13 protein-coding genes are annotated in these 15,033 nt (G+C 47.6%); 7 read left to right on the top strand and 6 right to left on the bottom strand.

The window, feature by feature from the left end; all coding sequences use genetic code 11:
• Positions 1 to 65: 65 nt before the first annotated feature.
• From JSU04_09280 to JSU04_09260, 5 genes are all read right to left on the bottom strand, one after another.
• Positions 66 to 4,211, bottom strand: a complete 4,146-nt coding sequence (locus tag JSU04_09280) for a tail fiber domain-containing protein (GenBank protein ID MBS1970490.1) — start codon at positions 4,209 to 4,211, stop codon at positions 66 to 68.
• A gap of 15 nt (positions 4,212 to 4,226) precedes the next feature.
• Complete coding sequence (locus JSU04_09275; GenBank protein ID MBS1970489.1) at positions 4,227 to 4,529, bottom strand: hypothetical protein; 303 nt, start codon at positions 4,527 to 4,529, stop codon at positions 4,227 to 4,229.
• Between the two features lie 120 nt (positions 4,530 to 4,649).
• On the bottom strand, positions 4,650 to 5,228 hold the full coding sequence (locus tag JSU04_09270) for a YIP1 family protein (protein MBS1970488.1): 579 nt from the start codon (positions 5,226 to 5,228) through the stop codon (positions 4,650 to 4,652).
• 55 nt (positions 5,229 to 5,283) lie between these two features.
• Complete coding sequence (locus JSU04_09265; protein ID MBS1970487.1) at positions 5,284 to 5,880, bottom strand: hypothetical protein; 597 nt, start codon at positions 5,878 to 5,880, stop codon at positions 5,284 to 5,286.
• A gap of 11 nt (positions 5,881 to 5,891) precedes the next feature.
• A complete protein-coding gene (locus JSU04_09260) occupies positions 5,892 to 6,548 on the bottom strand; it encodes a hypothetical protein (protein ID MBS1970486.1) in 657 nt (218 codons plus the stop codon).
• Between the two features lie 103 nt (positions 6,549 to 6,651).
• On the opposite strand from JSU04_09260, the gene JSU04_09255 reads away from it, so the two are divergent.
• From JSU04_09255 to JSU04_09225, 7 genes are read left to right on the top strand one after another with little or no spacing between them, the layout of a single operon-like run.
• Positions 6,652 to 7,092 carry a hypothetical protein gene (locus JSU04_09255; protein ID MBS1970485.1) on the top strand — a complete coding sequence of 147 codons (441 nt, stop codon included), beginning with the start codon at positions 6,652 to 6,654 and terminating at the stop codon, positions 7,090 to 7,092.
• A gap of 45 nt (positions 7,093 to 7,137) precedes the next feature.
• Positions 7,138 to 7,833 carry a polyprenol monophosphomannose synthase gene (locus JSU04_09250; GenBank protein ID MBS1970484.1) on the top strand — a complete coding sequence of 232 codons (696 nt, stop codon included), beginning with the start codon at positions 7,138 to 7,140 and terminating at the stop codon, positions 7,831 to 7,833.
• Between the two features lie 34 nt (positions 7,834 to 7,867).
• Positions 7,868 to 8,704 (top strand): SH3 domain-containing protein, encoded by an 837-nt coding sequence (locus JSU04_09245; GenBank protein MBS1970483.1) that lies wholly within the window; start codon positions 7,868 to 7,870, stop codon positions 8,702 to 8,704.
• 23 nt (positions 8,705 to 8,727) lie between these two features.
• Positions 8,728 to 10,644 carry a DNA mismatch repair endonuclease MutL gene (gene mutL / locus JSU04_09240; protein MBS1970482.1) on the top strand — a complete coding sequence of 639 codons (1,917 nt, stop codon included), beginning with the start codon at positions 8,728 to 8,730 and terminating at the stop codon, positions 10,642 to 10,644.
• Entirely contained in the window at positions 10,644 to 11,576 is a 933-nt protein-coding gene (gene miaA / locus JSU04_09235; GenBank protein MBS1970481.1) for a tRNA (adenosine(37)-N6)-dimethylallyltransferase MiaA, read from the top strand. Before mutL ends, miaA begins: the two co-directional genes overlap by 1 nt.
• Entirely contained in the window at positions 11,573 to 11,986 is a 414-nt protein-coding gene (locus JSU04_09230) for a hypothetical protein (protein MBS1970480.1), read from the top strand. The genes miaA and JSU04_09230 overlap by 4 nt, the downstream gene beginning before the upstream one ends.
• Positions 11,967 to 12,827: a hypothetical protein gene (locus JSU04_09225; GenBank protein MBS1970479.1), complete on the top strand. Its 861-nt coding sequence runs from the start codon at positions 11,967 to 11,969 to the stop codon at positions 12,825 to 12,827. Before JSU04_09230 ends, JSU04_09225 begins: the two co-directional genes overlap by 20 nt.
• Here the strand turns inward: JSU04_09225 and JSU04_09220 are convergent.
• Positions 12,747 to 14,984, bottom strand: coding sequence for a hypothetical protein (locus tag JSU04_09220; GenBank protein MBS1970478.1), 2,238 nt, complete (start codon positions 14,982 to 14,984; stop codon positions 12,747 to 12,749). The genes JSU04_09225 and JSU04_09220 overlap by 81 nt on opposite strands.
• Positions 14,985 to 15,033 lie beyond the last annotated feature (49 nt).

Below are 15,033 nucleotides of genomic sequence, written 5' to 3'. Positions count from 1 at the left end.
CAGGATATGAAAGCGAGTATTTTTTCGAATTCCTTGCTCGTGTGGTATTTGTTTTTTCTTGTCAATTATCGCTGACAAAAACTGTAAGACGGATCTTTTTCGCAGAGAGCGGACTTGAGAAGTTTATTTTGCTCTTCTAGAGACGAAATCGCACGTTTTTGTTCGAGCAATTCTTCGTGAATTTTGGAACTATCAACAAACCATTTATTGTGGAGCTCCTTCAATCCTTGGATAATAGGGCCAATCAAGCCAGTGTAATTCACAGTTTTGTAACCCTCTTTATCTTCAGAAATAGCTTCCGGAAAGCTTTTTTCAACTTCTTGAGCGATCACGCCCAGTTGTTTTTTTGTAGAGCGTGTTGGGTCTGCCCAGTAGTAATTGACTCCACGAATTGGTGACAGTTTTTCGAGGGCTCCGTCGATGGTTGTTATGTCTTGTTTTAAGCGAAGATCTGACGACTGAGAAACAGTTCCCGCAAAATTGGCATTTCCAGTTCCATCAACAAGAAATCTCCAAGACGGCCCATGATAAGCAGCAAGCAGATAGTAGTTTTGGTCGCCGGCGTTGTTCCCTTGAAAAGAAGCGACCGTAGCGCCGCCACCGTTCGCAGTGCCGAAGTCACGGGTTACCTGTAGTTTTGCATTCGGCGCGGATGTACCAATACCGACACTGCCATCTGTTTGTATACGCATTTTTTCTGACGTGTTTAGTACAAACGCCAATGGCAGAGCTGTCCCTGTACCAGTAACATTGCTGGCGATGTAAACCAAGCCTTGATCCGCAGCAAGCATGCCAACGGCAGCATTCGTCGGACTCGCATTATTAAAAACTTGAAACCCAGAGCCCGGGTTTGCGTTGCTAGAGCCTGAGTTATTAGGAAGTGCGCCGACAACGGTGTTTTGGTCTGTCGTTGAGGTTTGGAAGAAAGTACGGTTTGCAACCGTGGCATTTGAAAAGTCACTGACGATTCTGGTTGCAGCTTTTGGCAATGAAAGATTTCCGGCACTGGTGAGGCGCATGATCTCGACGGGTGCGACGTCGCTGGTCGAGCTGCGGGCACCAAATACCAAATCACCTCGAGAAGAGTTTGAAGTGCTGGTTTCTTGAAAGCCCATATAGGCTGCAGGATAGACCTCGAGAGTTTTGTAACCAAAGCTGATGAGACGGTAAGAGTTGCTGTTTTGCTCATCGGCCCCTAAATGCAAGTAAGAATTAGCTGCAGTGATTGTTGTCGGCGCAGTGGACTTTGCAATCGCCAGTGTTGCTGATTGATTGTTGGTGTTAATGCCGATGGTGCCGGCCGGTTTAATAGTCATGATCGTTGTATTATTGGCTTCAAAGTTCAGGTTGTTGTTGTCATTCGTACCAAGAGTCGCAGCTCCGCCGAAAGAGTTGCCGCCGTTCACAAAAGGAGTGCCCGCGCTGTTGGAAGCGAGTGTCAACCAGCCGGAGCCGTTGTTATATTCAACAACGTTATTAGATGTATTATAGCGAATCAGTCCCGCGGCATTAGACGGCTGCTGAGCTGTGGTTCCCTTTGGTAACGAAACGGCATCTGTTTTCGCACTTAAATCCAAAGACACTGAAGGAGTGTTATTACCAATACCGACATTGCCATTTCCTTTAATTGTTAAAAGAGACAGAACCCCTTCTGACGTAGAGCGATCATGATTAGCCGTGCTTGTTTTACGGCTAATAATATAAGCGTCATTATCTCCGATCCAGTTAAACGGTCTTCCCGCAAACCACTCATCTTGATCCGCTTCATCATGCATAAAAATACCCATGGCACGAGAGCCACCAGCTGCGGAAAGACTTTGTAAAACAAGGCCGCTTCCTGTGTAGTTCGCGCCACTGCTACTTGTTAAAAACATTTCAGCCACATCGGGAGAAGTGACATCTAAATTACCGCGCGGAGTGGCTGTACCAACTCCTAAGTAGCCCGTTCCTGTGAGGGTCATTTGGGTTTTATTGTTCGTTCTAAAGCCTAAATTGTGATTGTCATTGAGTCCCATTGTGGCATCGGCCCCAAAAGTATTCCCGCCATTGATGTATCCAGATCCTGGAGTTGCTGGCGTATAGCCAAGAGCTGTTATCACATCTCCAGAAGCAAGGGCGCCTCCAGAAGTCACGCGACCTTGAGCGTCTGTCACTACTTTGAAATAGGTGCCGACGGTGCCGGTATTTTTAAGAGTCAATAAGCCTGCATTAGAAATCGTCGCATCGCCCGACAAGGTCACTTCAGAAGCGATACCTGATGCATTCCCGATCCACATTTTACCGTTAGTGAGGGGAGCTGAATCAGAAACTTGAGCTAAATACGTCACCCAAGAAAGATTTCCTGAAGCATCTGATTTTAAGATTTGATTATTCGCTGGAGCCGCATTTGGGAGCGTGAGCACGTAGTTTGTGAAAGCCCCCGCAGTTTGCAAAGTCACTTTGCCAGTGCCTGTTTGCATGTCAAGGCCCTTAACGTTAGCAACCCCAGAGCCATCAAGAGCTAAGATGTAATTGGCTTGACCGGTTGTTGTTTTATTAACTACGACAGAACCTGTGTTAGATACTGAAGCAACATCACCAGACAAGCTAAATGCTTGAGCAGCGCCTGATGCATTACCAACCCACACTTGACCAGCGGCAATGGCTGGCAAGCTTCCTCCGCTAGAACCAACGGTTATCCAAGCAGAGCCATTATTATATTCAACAACATTTGAAGTTGTGTTGTAACGAATCAAGCCCGCCGCGTTTGTAGGACGGGTTGCATCTAAACCGGAAGGCAAACGAAGGGCATCGGTTCTTGAACCTAAATCTAAAGTATATGCCGGCGCCAACATGCCGATACCCACGTTTCCGGTAGGGCCAATCACCATTCTGTAGGAAACTGCATTTTGATCAAAGATTCCGAAAGATCCCGCGCCTGTCGAATTCGCAGAGCCTGTAGAGATCATCATGTATTCGTGTCCGCCGGCTCCCGAACTTTTTAAAGAAAGATTGGCGCCAGCATTACCAAGATTGTCGACAATGATACCGTCATCAGAGGCGCTTGCGGTGTATTGAACATGGAGCTTTCTCCATGGAGAGGCAGTACCGACACCCAAATTGCCGTTTGAATCAAGAGTCATTTGTGTGGTGTTATTGGTTTTAAAACCTAATTTGAAAGCGTCATTCAGTCCCACGGTCGCATTGGCGCCAAAGGTATTGCCACCATTGACATAGCCATTTGCTGATGAAACCGGTGTATAACCCAAAGCACCAGTGATATCAGAAGCAGCCAGAGTCGGTGCTGCGCCAGAAACACCAAGCGCGCGAACGCTTGTGCCGTCAAAGTATTTAATGACGCCGGTATCGTACCACATTTGACCGGCGACAGTGCCGTTGGTGGTGTTCGCAGAAAGAGTGAAGTATTTATTTGAAGCCATCGAGATATTGCCGGTATTGATCAAATTATTCGAGGCAAGTTCTAAGGCTCCCGACAGGGTATCTCCTGCCTTATTCAATGGGGTGTATCCCAAACCTGACGCGGGCGTCACCCACGAAAGATTTCCGGAGCCATCCGTTTGCATCACTTGGCCGGAAGTACCGACGGTTGTTGGTAGCTTCAAGCTTGCTGTGGAATTGGTCAGAACACCGTTAAAGAGATCATTTAGGACCGTCAAATTTCCTGAGGTTAAAACTGGAGCGCTGCCGGTGTCGACGCGTAAAAGCTGATTGGCTTTGTAGCCATTGACTTGCATCGATTCGATGGCATAGGGCACGTAGTTGATTTTCTGAGCTGTGAGATTCTGCGCCCCACTACCGTCATTGAAACTAATATAGAGCAGGCGAGAGTCGGCAGTATTCGGTGTATAGGTTGAACCGTAAGCACAGTTTGGCAATGTGAGAGTGCTGTTATTGGCAAAAACTTTTGCAAGAGAATAGCCGCCGTCTACCGAAGCCGCCACACGGTATGTTGGATCTGCGCCAATCTCCAGAGAGAAGGCTCCGCCGCTATCGCTCATATTAATCGTCTGCGTCTCTTGATAGAGAAGGCAGCTTTCATTGCCGGGGCTTCGAATCTGCAAAGTGAACTGTACCGCCGGTCCTTCAAGAGCGCTGCCATCCGGTTTGAGAATACGGCCGTGATAAGTCAAGCCCGTGCCTGCCCAAGCATGACTAGCTAGGAGAAGAAGAGAGAGAATGCTGCATACGTCCCACAGGCGTTTCATCTTCATAATCCTTCAAGTTAATTAAGGTCCAGAGATAATATTCCCCTGAACTGAGATATAGACTTTATAACCACCGCTGGTGGTTTCTTCGATTTTGTCGCTGTAGTCGCCAGAAGAACTTTGAACTTTATAGCCTGACACGGTTTTCTCATTTTGAACCGAGCTAGAGACAAAGCCTGTCAACTGTCCGCGACTGATAATGAGGTTTTTGTTTTGAAGACTAATCAGAGCCGCCTCCATGGAGCAGCCACTTAAAAGCAGAGGTGCGCCAAGCAGGGCGAGGAGGGGGAAGAATTGTGTATAGTTTCCTCGATTGATCTTCATATGAAGTGAAGATCGGGTAGGACCTATAAAAGCTTAAGAGCAAATATCAACTTGGGATGCAATTGTGAGGACATCTCTGTTAATTTTCTACAGAGAAATGTTTGCTTACTTTAAAAATTCTTACTCTGTGGAAGAAGACGGAGATTGTTGGTTGGCCGCACGATCAAGACGAGCCATAGACACTTTGTTGGCCGCCCAAACAAGGAAGACAACAGCAAACAGTCCAATAGCCAGACGAACGGCACGTCGTTTTTCCATTTGGAAATTTTCAGTGAGGCCGACTGCGATCAACATTGTTGAAAATGCAAAGCCAATAAGGGTGATTGGTGGCAGCAAGCTTGAGCCGATTTGCAAAATAAAAAACGGAATACTTGAGAAAACCGAGAGCGTGAAAATTCTCAAAGCAGGAACGGTGCGTTTTTCAAAAACTTGGAAGTAGTAATACAAGAAAGCCGTTAAAACAGAGACCATCATGGTGGCCACAAAGGGCGTGACGATGACGCCGGCAAGTATGCTAAAGAAACCCGGCTTCGTCAGGCCCGCGACAAAACCAGAAACCATGGCGCAGAGGATTTGCACCCAAATCAGAGTTTTCCATGACCAGTTAGGAAGATGAGCAATTTCCTGGATAGGATGTTTTAGAAATTGCAAAATATACTTCGCAGTCGCTTTGATACTTTGCCCTGTCGGCTCGCTCACGTCTCTCATACAATGATTGCAGCACTATTAACGACCTGTGGCAAGACGAAACTGTTTACGAGAGGAAGTCCTGTTCTCCCTTTTTTTGCATTTCTTGAAGAAGCCAAAGTGAAGAGGTTGGATAGTGAAGACCAAGGTCTGCGGCAACAGGGAGTTGTTGTGAACGATAAAACGCAGAATGCATTCTATAACCAAAATCTAACAAAAGACTCTTGCTTGGATCCTTTGTAATCGGAGCTTCATGGTGATCTTCAAGAATCGTGAGGCTTGCAACTGCCGGAGATGTATCGAACAGTTCTCTAAGCTCTTGAGCCGTGTAGCGATCACAGATGAAATGATATTGGCGGTGTTGAGAGGCTTGCTTTGTGAGATATGTTTTTGTGCGCGAAAGCCGCTCTTCGCCTCGCCAGGGAAGAGGCAGGGTGAAAACTTCGTAGCCGTGTTCTGCAAGAATTTCCGGGTATGCATTCCAGTATTTGCGGAAATAGAAAATGCTACGGGGGCCGGTGAGGAAGACGATAGGTTTTCGAGTCAGAAGGCAATTGGGTTTTAAATCAAACGATGACTTGCGGTGCTCACGATACAAATTTGTCAGTATCGCAAAGCTTAAAGTAAGAAATGGGATCAAGATCAGTGGGAGGATGAATTCCATCCCCCTTAGTTTTACAAAGAAGTATTCAGGCTCAAAGCAAAATCGACAGAGTTCTTGTCGGTATTTTTACCCAAGATCGACGTGCGGCCGCCCACTTCCATGCCAAGTCGGATGTTTTTGTGAATGTCCGCCAAAGCACCAATACCTGCGGTGAAAGACGGAGTGAATTCGTTGATGGAGTAATCTTTGGCTGTGTTGCTTGCTTGAATCATGCGGCCTGAGAAACCGCCAAATAGATTCATCTTCCAAGGAGCAGTCAATGTGTTGATGTAACCTAAGCGTCCGTCCATTTGCAGGATCTGAAGATCTTCCTGAGCAATGGTGCTGCCGGAAAAGTTACGGAAAACACCTTCAGCGTAAAGATTCGGAGAATCCAAATTCATGCTGGCAGACAATTGCAAGCCATTCTGTGAACGGCCTGTGTTGCTGCGATTGACGTTCAACTGTGTGTAGCTGTGAACATAGCCGACACCGAGGTGAATCTCGTTCAGAGGAGCTTTTTGTTTTTTCTCAACCGATGTTTTTTTGGTGTTGAGTTCATTCACGAGCTCGTCGTAGGTGACCTCTTGGTAGCCCTCAGAGAGATTGCCCATTGCCCAGACCATAGTACTGGAAGTTTGTACAAGGAAAGCCACCGCGAGAATCTTAAAGAGATTTTTATGTGTCATACACTCAGTCTAACAAAGAAAAAGAGTGATTTGCAAAAAAAGCCCCTGTCTCTGGACTTTCACAGAGTGAGCGGTTGTTAGACAATCAAAGACAGGAGCACTCTTGGGCATTTTAAAATCCAAACATAATTGCTTTTGCGCTTTCTGCCGAACGCCGCGAAGAATCTACAAGAAACGTAATATCGGTTTCTTGAATATCCTCTATGCAGTGGTGAGCGCTTTGGTTGTGATGTATGCCTTCTGGGGAGCTTTTGATCCACGCGTGTTAGTTATTATGGCCGTGTTTCTTGCAATGACAGAAACCTTTATTCAAATCCGCTGGAGACTTTCGGTCGCTTGCAAACAATGCGGCTTTGACCCTGTTTTGTATGTCAAAGAGCCCGAGAAGGCGGCACAGAAAGTTTCACTGCATCTGCAAAAGCGCCGTGAAGATCCAAAATATCTGCTCGCGAAACCACTCAACTTGCCGACGATTACGCCAGAGAAGGCTGAAGCCCTTCAGCATAAGGATAAGAAGGGGCGTTTAGTCTCTCGCCAAGCGTAAAAAATGATTGAGTAATGGGGTCCAGCGGATTACTCTGGCTTCACTATGAAAGCACTCATCATCATTCCTACGTACAATGAAAAAGAAAACATCCAAAACATCATCAATGCGGTGTTTGCTCAAAACTTGGGCGTTGATATTCTCGTGGTGGATGACAGTTCTCCGGATGGAACGGGTGCCATCGTTCAGGAAATGCAGAAATCAAATCCAAAACTTCATTTGCTCACTCGTCCTGGCAAGCAGGGTTTGGGCCGCGCCTATATTGCCGGCTTCAATTGGGGGATGGATAATGGCTTTGATGTATTGACCGAGATGGATGCGGATTTTTCGCATCGCCCGGAGGATCTCGGCCCTCTTTTGGCAAAGCTGAAAGACAATGATTTTGCCGTGGGCTCTCGCTACATCGATGGTGGCCGCACTGTAAACTGGGGGATTTTGCGTAAGATCATTTCCCGTGGTGGCGGTATTTACTCTCGTATTATTTTGGGCTTTCCTTTGAACGATTGGACCGGTGGATTCAACGCTTGGAAAAAAGAAGTTCTCAAAGGGATTGATCTCAGCACTGTAACTTCGAACGGTTATAGTTTCCAAATCGAACTTAAATACAAAGCGATGAAGAAGGGCTTTAAAGGCGCGGAATCTCCGATCGTGTTTGAAGACCGTCGTGTGGGTCATAGCAAGATGTCGCTTAAAATCGTTGTTGAAGCTTTTTACCGCGTTTGGCTGATGCGTTTTAAGTAGTATGAAATTTCTGAACTCCTTTCTTTTTTTAGTTTTGTTCTTTGTGAGCTTCGTAGCTTTTGCTCAGTCGCAAAAAGCAAAAGTAATTAATGAAGGGGCTTTGGTTTACAAAGACGCGGACTTTGATGCTCCGGTTTTGACTCAGTTGAAGGCCGGTTCGGTCTACGATATTTCTTTGAAAACAAAGGGCCCGTTTTTTAAAATCCGCTTAAAGCCGGGTGTGACGGGCTGGATTGCCGACACGGATGTGCGCACCGGGAAAGCGGCGGCCACGGCTGGAAAACCGCAAGACGCCGGCAAGAAATCTCCTGAGAAAAAAGACAGCAAAGATAATTTCCTCGAGAAGAAACGTCCGCGTTCATTCTATGGCAGTCGTTACCGTGGACCTGTTTTGTCTTACCTGACTTACAACGAAAACACGATGGGCTCACTGCACACTGAGAACATGCCTTTCTATGGTTTCAAGGTTGAGGGACCGAACACCATGTTCACCGGAGATTTGCGAACAGATGCCGAATTCCTGTTTCATTTCTCTGCTCCGGGGTACTACGAGAAAGCCACGGGCTATCCGGCTTCGGGTTGGATTTTTATTACCGACTTCGTATTTGAAACGGCTTATCCGCAAAGCAAGTGGCACATGCTGACATTCGGTTTCGGGCCGATGTTTAAATACTCCCATTATCAGGCCTCTCTGCTGCAAAACGGCAAACAGGTTTCTTACAGCCTTGATGATATGACTTTGGGGGCTGTTTTTGACGGCGGCTTGGCCTTCCGTATCGCTGAAACTTATGCGCTGCGTTTTAATGTGAAGTACTACTGGGAAAAGACCAAGTATTGGGGCGGCAGCCTCACTTTTGGTTTTCCTTTTTAGGACCCTCGGGGTACCTAATTTCAATGTCCTCAATTCAAGTTTTACCTCCAGAAGTCGTTGACCAAATTGCCGCTGGTGAAGTGGTTGAAAGACCGTCTCATCTTGTCAAAGAACTCGTCGAAAACAGTATCGATGCGGGGGCAACCTCCGTCACCGTCGAGTTTTCAGAAGGCGGCCGCTATGTGAAGGTCAAAGACAACGGCAAGGGGATCCCGCCAGAGCAACTGCCAAAAGCTCTCGAGCGCTTCGCAACCAGTAAAATCTCTAAGAGTGATGATCTCTGGAAGTTGCGCACGTTCGGTTTCCGCGGTGAGGCTCTTGCGAGTATTTCCGCCGTCAGCAGATTGAATCTGACATCGCGTCCTCCGGGTGCTGAAAAAGCGTTTCAGCTTCTCAGTGAGTTCGGCAAAAAAACGACTGTGGATCCTGTCGGTGGCTCTGAGGGCACCACGATCACGATTCAAGAACTCTTTGGCAATGTACCTGCGCGTTTGAAGTTTTTAAAATCCGATGCGGCTGAAGGCACGCAAATCAAGACCACTTTGAAAGCTTTGGCCCTTGCGCATCACGATGTTGAGTTCCGCGTTTACGAAAAAAACGAGTTGGTCTTTTTCTGGCCGGCATGCAAGTCACGTAAAGACCGCGTTGAGCAAATTCTCGAAATCAAAACAATGTACGAAGGCCGTGCGGATCGCGAGAACGTCTCGGCCTATGCAGTATTCGCAGACCCTCATCAAGTGGCTAAGACCGGAAAAAATATCTGGCTCTTTGCTCAAAATCGCTGGGTGCAAGACCGTAGCATGCAAGCCGCTGTCATGGAAGCTTATCGCAATCTTCTCATGCACGGAGAGTATCCTATCGCTGTGGTGTGGGTTGACGTGGATCCTGAATACATTGATGTGAATATTCATCCGACAAAATCACAAGTGAAGTTTCATAACCCATCGCTGGCATTCCGTGCCGTGCAAGCTTCATTGCGAGATACTTTGGAGCAAGCGCCGTGGGTGCCGGTTCCGAAGGCAGGTGCAAAGCCCGTCGGATTGGGAGCTAGCGAAGTCAGTTTGAGATTTGAGCCCGCTGCTTTGGTTCAGCCGCAAGTGCAGTCTGCATTCACGGGGCAAGATTTCGAAGTGACTCAATTTCAGAAAAAAGATTTCCCTCTGCAAATGGCGGCACAACAAGCTGATCTTCGTCGCGAAGCTGTTGAAAATTTAACCAAGCCAAGCACGGATGCCGTGAATCCTTTTGTAAGGCCAGCATCATCATCGGCAGCTCCAACAAGTGCGACGTCCTACTCGGCAGCAGAGTCCGCTCCGGCGCCTGCACGCCAGGCTTCGACATCATCTTCGGGCGGCTATTGGTCCTCGTTGGAAGTTCTCGGCCAGGCAAATCTGACTTACATCATTTGCCAACACCGCGATAAGCTCGTGTTTGTTGATCAGCATGCGGCCCATGAGCGCGTCGTATTTGAGCGTCTGATGAGTGCATGGCGTGGCGGTAAAATGGAAGTACAAGAATTTCTTTTTCCACTCGCCGTGGATCTCACACCGGATAAAGTGGAAGCTTTGCAAAATCTTTTCACGGATCTTGAAAAGCTCGGCGTGTATGTTGAGGTTCTGGGGCCCACCACTGTGGGCGTAAAAGCTGCGCCGACATTGATCAAGGAATCGGTTTTGAGCTCTGTCCTTGATAAGATGGCGACTGAAGCCCTCGATCTTGGCGGCAGCTTCCGCATGGAAAAAGTGGTTGGCGATATTTGCGCAACCATGGCGTGCCATTCCGTCGTCCGTGCCGGGCAAGCACTCAGCACTGAGCAAATGAAGAACTTACTTGCGGAAATGGATGATTTCCCGCTTTCAAGTTTCTGCCCCCACGGCCGTCCTGTGTCGGTGGAGTACCCTTACGCGAAACTTGAAAAAGATTTCGGACGTATTGTTTAATGAAATCTCAGAAGCCAGTTATATTTGTCGTTGGCACCACAGCCTCTGGCAAAAGCCAGTGGGCTTTGGATATGGCCCAAGATCTTTCTGGCTCGATCGTTAATTGTGATAGCATTCAGCTCTATAAATCCCTTGATATTGGTGCGGCGAAGCCTTCTCGCGAAGAGATGGCGAGAGTGCCGCATTATCTTTATGACTATATTCCTGAAGGCGCCACGATGACCGCGGGAAATTACAGTAGGGACTTTTTTCCGTGTGTGGAGAAACTTCCGGCGGACCAGCCGGTCTTTGTTGTCGGCGGAACTGGTTTTTATTTTCAAGCCATTGAAAAAGGCATGTACCCTGTTCGTCAGACGCCGCCGGCGATTCAGCAAGAGATTGCTGAGATTCTCAAAACCGAGGAAGGCGCTGCGAAGCTTTATGAAGAGTTTCAGCGCATCGATCCTGAAGCGGCTCAGAAAATCCATACCCGCGATCACTATCGTCTCGGGCGAGCGATGGAGCTTATTCGCGCCGAAGGGAAGAGTGTGACGCAAATTCAAAAAGAATTTGCTGAGTCTCAAGCGCCATTTCCGTATCCGCTTTTAAAAATCGGCCTTCGCTGGGACCGCGAAATTTTGCGTGAGCGGGTGAAGCTGCGCACGCAAAAAATGCTCGAAGCCGGGCTGATTGAAGAAGTTCAAGGCCTCCTAGCGCGTGGACTAGGCGATTGGGATGCATTACAGAGTGTTGGCTACAAAGAAGTACTTGAATACCTGCGTGAAAATAAATCCAAAGAATGGCTTTTTGAAAATATCACGCAAAATACCATGGGCCTGGCAAAACGTCAGCGCACGTGGTTTCAGCGTGATACTGAGATTCACTGGTTTGATGGTAAGAGTGGCTACAGCGAGGCTTTAGCGCTGGTGAAAAGTTTTACGGAGTCGCGGTGAAGTACTTAAAGCTTTATGCCATTGCGATAATGTGGCTCTTCGTGGTTTTGCAGATTTCTTCAGCGATCACGCTAAAAGAGATGTTTCCTGTCACGCCGTTTGCAATGTACGCGGGTTCGTACTCGAGCAAAGATATTCAAATGTTGAGAATCACCTGTGTGCCGGCAGAGCCTGCGAAAGAGTTTTACTTGGCGGAACTCGATCGTTTTCAGCAAGAAGCAGACTATGTGGCCCGCATTGATGGAAATATCCCCGAGCAAGCGCCACTCATCCTTGATCCGCTGGCGAAAGACCTTGAGGGGGACTGCAAATTTCTCCGTTTGTATCAGCTGAGCTGGCATGAGTTTACGGGACCGACACGAAACAATCCTGACAAGAAAGAGCTTCTCTATGAAACAAAAGCTCTTTGATAAACTTAATAGCGCCTTTTTTGCACCGGATTCAGGAATGGTCTTAAAGGTCTATCGCGGAGTTTTATGTTTTTATCTTTTACTGTTTCATAATTCGCCGAGCACTTCGGGCTATGCCGAATTCGGTGGACTGTATCAGCCGGTAGGAATTTTTAAGTATCTTGGTCCACTCGAGAATATTGATAGCCTAGAGTGGATGACATGGGTCTTTCGCGCGAGTTTACTTTTGGCAGCATTAGGCATTTTTGGCAGCGGCAGTCTTTTAGCGGCACTGCTGACCGGTGCCTATGTTTTAGCTTACAATTATAATTTCGGTTTGGTCGGTCATGGGACAACCCTGATTTATTTCTGTCTGTGTTTGCTTTTATTGGTGCCGGCGCAGGACAAAACCCGCTGGGCAGTGCAGTTCTTAAAGTGCTTTATCGCCGGCAGTTATTTTATTGCGGGAATGCAGAAGCTGCGCTTCTCGGGTTTTGATTGGGCGTGGTCTGAGAATCTTGCGATGATTATATTCCAGAATAAAACGACTCCGGTCGGCGAGTTTCTTTTAAATCTGCCAGTCGTGGTTTTGCGTTTCGTCGCCGTTGGCGTTTTGACGGTCGAGCTTTTGTCGCCGCTTGCCCTCGTCAATAAGCGCACAGGAAAGGTTTTCTTTTGGCTTTGGGCCGCAATGCATTTGGGAATTCAGCTGGCTCTTGGTAATCACAAGAGCTTTTTATCGCAAATTCCTTGTGCTCTGGTCTTTCAAGAAGACTTCTTACTATTCGCAGGTAAACGCGCCCACTTGGCCTGGGGGCGGCTGAAAGAACTCATCCACATTCAGAAACTCAAAGTTCCCTGAGGCCGCACCGACAGAGTTTAGAAAGCTATTGGCTTCAAGAGTCGCACGATCCAAGCTGCTGACTTCGGCAGGAATTGGTGGTGGTGGGGGATTTCTTAAAAAATCTTGGCAGTCGCCGTGAAAAAGCCTTTTCTCGCTTCGAAGTCTTTGAATGACGGCGAGGTCCTCCATGCGCGGGAAATCCGCATCGTGAATTTTTTCAATCTGGCGAGCCTGATTATAGGCATAAACCTGTGGATAGGGCTCTATCATAATATCGACGTATTTAAAGTGCGCTCGGAGAGGAGCCAGGAACTCGTTGAGCTGCTGCATATTGATGACGGAATTAAAATCAAAATATGTCTGGAAAACGCCTTCGGGGCTCAGGCATTTCTTCGCAAGTCCGACAAACTCAGTACTATAAAGTTTTGCGGCGTTGAAGTTCGACGGGTAGGTCGCCGTGTTCAAAATCAGGTCGTAACTTTCGGGCTGACAATCGCGCACAAAAGAAAATCCATCTTTTAAGTAAATGCTCTTGTGGGGATTTGCTAAAAGATCTTCATTGAACTCTTTGAGTGCTGAAAGATTTTCTAATACGGCCGGCGAAATTTCGACCATGTCCGTGTGCTCACTAATTGCCATCAGGCCCCAAGCGGCCTGGCCACTGCCAATGCCAATCACGAGAGAATTTTTCAGCGGACGAGAAAAGAATTTTGCACCGGAAATCCCACTCATGTACTCAGAGCCGCCAAAAATATCATGGGAAAGGTGGCCGTCGACAATGTAGAACCGGGCAGGCTTTGTAGAAATTTGCAGCGCCTTTGGTAAATCGCTCACAGGAATTGTTAACTGGCGAGTTACAAGCGCCATGCTTGAAAGAGCGCTTGAGCGGATCCATACATCCGTCATGGTTTGAATCTCGCGTGTGGGTTTGTGCAGCCGGTTTAAAAAAAGATAATTCTGCTGATGGTGAGAAAAAGCAAAAACGCTCACGGCGCTGATAGCCAGCAATGCCGTCAAAATTTTTCCAGGCTTACGCGTTTTGCATTGAAAAATGAAAGCTAAATAGAACGTCAAAGCCGCTAACAACGAGACGGCGAAATACCCGGTCTTCCAGAGTATACCGGCAAGGAGGGCGCCAAAAACAAATCCGAGAATATTTCCTAAGCTTGCAAACAGATTGAGCCCGCCACTGGCCTGATCGATATCCAATATCTGGTGGGCGGCTTCAGTTTCTTGAATAAATACGAGGCTTGAGAAAAACACCGGCAGTGTCAGATAAATCGCAAGCAATAGAGAAATCAGAAAATAAAATGCCGGCGAACCGGTATTTAGATCCGTGATCGCCATCGGAATCCATGGAAACGTCAGTTGGGTCAGCGCAACGCCGGCGGCAATAAGAAAGAAAAACCAAGCGCGCTCCATGCGCGGCAAAATCTTCGAGGCCGCGCCCGCTGTACTCATCCAGAAAAGAACCGCGGCACTTGTCATCGTTGCCTGCATGCGGAAGCCTTCCGTCAGAGCCACTTGTGTTTTGAGCGCCCAAAAAAGATGAAAAAAACTAAGAGTCGAAGCTGCAAGCACACTGATCACAGACCCGCGCAGCTTGCTGAACCAAACTGGTAGAGGATTTGTGACGGCGCGAGCCTTTGGCAGGTCAAAGCGATTTTGTCGTGCAAGAATAATGAGTGTAATTCCAAGAATCGTCTGGCAAAGACCTAAGAAGCCCAGCGCGTATTTCACAGAGCCAGCGTGCACGAAGTACCACTCAAAAGCGACGAGTCCCAGAATTGCGCCCCAGTGATAAAGACTATAGATAAAGCCAAAGCGTTGTTGACGAAGATAGATGCTATAGAGTGGCACATGGGTTCCCAAAGAAAATGCCGGCGGAATAAGGGCGGCAATCACAAGGGGCAACGAGATGTCATATTTATAAAACGGCCCCGAGAGGGGGATAAACAACATCAACGCGTAAAGGCCCGAGAACAACTCGATCCAAGGCAAAAATCGTCTCAAATAGAAACCAAAATATCCACCGATCGCGGCACCGACAATGAAGGTCAGCAGCACGGCCATAAACGTCGTATAAAGGTCACCAACGGTCATTGATACGATCTTCTGGTAGACCGTTTGGGAGGAAAGATTAATGAGTCCCGAGAGCAGGGCTAAATAAAACATGCCCTCTCAGATTGACTCATTGATGTGTGTGAAGTCAAACCGGGAAGAG

Source organism: Bdellovibrionales bacterium, assembly GCA_018266295.1.
GTDB lineage: Bacteria > Bdellovibrionota > Bdellovibrionia > Bdellovibrionales > Bdellovibrionaceae > JACMRP01.
This window is presented reverse-complemented; position numbering and strand designations above follow the sequence as displayed.